Source organism: Paenisporosarcina sp., from assembly GCF_049671445.1.
Classification (GTDB): Bacteria; Bacillota; Bacilli; order Bacillales_A; family Planococcaceae; genus Paenisporosarcina.
The window spans coordinates 1-2490 of sequence record NZ_JBATUX010000138.1 but is presented as its reverse complement, the minus strand read 5'-3'; the positions used below and the strand labels follow the sequence as shown (position 1 = coordinate 2490).

General features: G+C 40.4%; 3 protein-coding genes. All 3 read left to right on the top strand.

The genetic code is table 11. The features are described from left to right. The coding region (locus tag WBG45_RS16570; protein ID WP_424416181.1) for a 3-hydroxybutyryl-CoA dehydrogenase at positions 1-779 on the top strand (779 nt) is incomplete at its 5' end. A gap of 12 nt (positions 780-791) precedes the next feature. Next, positions 792-1928 (top strand): acyl-CoA dehydrogenase, encoded by a 1137-nt coding sequence (locus tag WBG45_RS16565; RefSeq protein ID WP_424416180.1) that lies wholly within the window; start codon positions 792-794, stop codon positions 1926-1928. Positions 1929-2293: 365 nt separating this feature from the next. Continuing rightward, the coding region (locus WBG45_RS16560; RefSeq protein WP_424416179.1) for an acyl-CoA dehydrogenase family protein at positions 2294-2490 on the top strand (197 nt) is incomplete at its 3' end.

The window sequence follows — 2490 nt, the reverse complement described above, 5'->3', positions numbered from 1 at the left end:
CTGGATTTGATGTGAAATTAAACGATATGAAGGAAGAATTTTTCCAACGTGGACTTGCAAATATTACGAAAAATCTATCACGCAACGTTGAAAAAGGACGCATGACGGAAGATGAAAAAACTCAAGTCTTATCACGCATTACTAAATCATTAGATCTTAACGATGCATCCGATGTTGATTTAGTCATTGAAGCCGCAGTTGAAAACATGGAAATCAAACAAAAAATCTTTAAACAACTAGATGAAATTACACCTAAACATGCCATTTTAGCATCTAACACATCATCATTACCGATTACTGAAATTGCAGCAGCGACGAATCGCCCAGCTCAAGTAATCGGCATGCACTTTATGAATCCAGTACCAGTGATGAAACTTGTTGAAATCATTCGTGGACTTGCAACGACTGACGAAGTTTACACAAGCATCGAAGACATGACGAAAAAACTTGGAAAAGTTCCTGTAGAAGTTAACGACTTTCCAGGTTTCGTTTCAAATCGTATCTTAATGCCAATGATTAACGAAGCAATTTATACACTTTACGAAGGTGTAGCAACGAAAGAAGCAATCGACGACGTAATGAAACTTGGGATGAATCATCCAATGGGACCTCTACAATTAGCTGATTTTATTGGCCTTGATACATGTTTATATATAATGGAAATTTTACATGATGGCTTCGGAGATAGTAAATATCGACCGTGTCCATTGCTTCGCAAATACGTAAAAGCAGGCTGGTTAGGTAAGAAAACAGGTCGCGGTTTTTACGAGTACGTATAGGGGGCTTCACCAATGGAATTGAAATTCACAGAAGAACAAATTATGATGCGCAATATGGTACGCGACTTTGCAAAAACGGAAATCGAGCCATTCATTGAAAAAATGGAAAAAGGCGAATTCCCACGTGAAATTTTGAAAAAAATGGCCGCACTTGGCTTAATGGGTATCACGATTCCAGAAAAATACGGCGGATCTGAAATGGACTTCACAAGCTACGTTATTGCCATTCATGAATTATCAAAAGTGAGTGCTGTAGTTGGAGTTATCTTGTCTGTTCATACATCGGTTGGAACGAATCCGATTTTGTATTTCGGTAACGAACAACAAAAAGAAAAATATGTTCCGAAATTAGCTGCTGGCGAATATTTAGGTGCATTTTGCTTAACAGAACCATCTGCTGGTTCTGATGTTGGCTCAATGAAATCAAAAGCAGTTAAAGACGGCGATCATTATAAAATTAACGGCTCAAAAGTATTCATCACAAACGGTGGTGAAGCTGATGTGTATATTGTTTTTGCTTCAACAGATGCAACACAAGGCTCAAAAGGTGTATCTGCGTTTATCGTAGATAAAGATACGCCAGGACTTATTATCGGTAAAGATGAACACAAAATGGGCTTACACGGTTCTCGAACAGTTCAACTAACGTTTGAAGACATGTTAGTTCCGGCTGAAAACTTATTAGGTCAAGAAGGCGAAGGGTTTAAAATTGCCTTGGCAAACTTAGATGTAGGTCGTATCGGAATTGCAGCGCAGGCTTTAGGTATTGCAGAAGCAGCATTCGAAGCGTCAGTTGGTTACGCAAAAGAACGCGTGCAATTTGGAAAACCAATCGCTGCACAACAAGGCGTTGGCTTTAAATTAGCAGATATGGCAACAGCTGTTGAGGCTTCAAAATTATTAGTCTATCGCGCAGCAGATTTACGTACTCGCGGATTAGCTTGCGGGAAAGAAGCATCGATGGCAAAACTATTCGCATCAAAAACAGCAATGGACACGTCAATCGAAGCTGTTCAAGTATTTGGCGGCTACGGCTACACAGAAGATTACCCAGTAGAACGCTATTTCCGAGATGCTAAAGTAACGGAAATATATGAAGGTACATCTGAAATTCAACGAGTAGTAATCGGCAAACATTTGCTTAAATAGATTATAAATCAGAGTCGCTACAGGTGGACGCTTTCCTGGGGGCAAGCATCAAGCCGCTTCCCTAGCGATGCTCAGTCCAGGGTCTTAATTGGCTTGCTGATCCCCTAGGAGTCGCCACCTTCCACTACAATCAATTATATGAATTAAGATCAACAATTTAATAAGAGTCTGATTAAAATGTATATGTCATCGTTCAATGTAGATTTTTATATTTATAGATGTGGAGCAAAACAGCGGAGACTCCTGCGGGAAAGCGAGACAGCCGAGACCTTGGCTCGGCGCCCGCCCGCGGAAAGCGCAGCTGTTTTGCGGAATATCAACACTATCATTTAACAGAGCCCAAAACTAAAAAAGGTGGAATAATAATGAACTTTAAACTATCAGAAGAACATGAAATGATTCGCAAAATGGTACGCGACTTCGCTACAAAAGAAGTAGCACCAACAGCTGCAGAGCGTGACGAAGAAGAACGTTTTGACCGTGAAATTTTCGACAAAATGGCGGAGCTTGGCTTAACAGGTATTCCTTGGCCGGAAGAGTACGGCGGAATTGGTTCAGATTA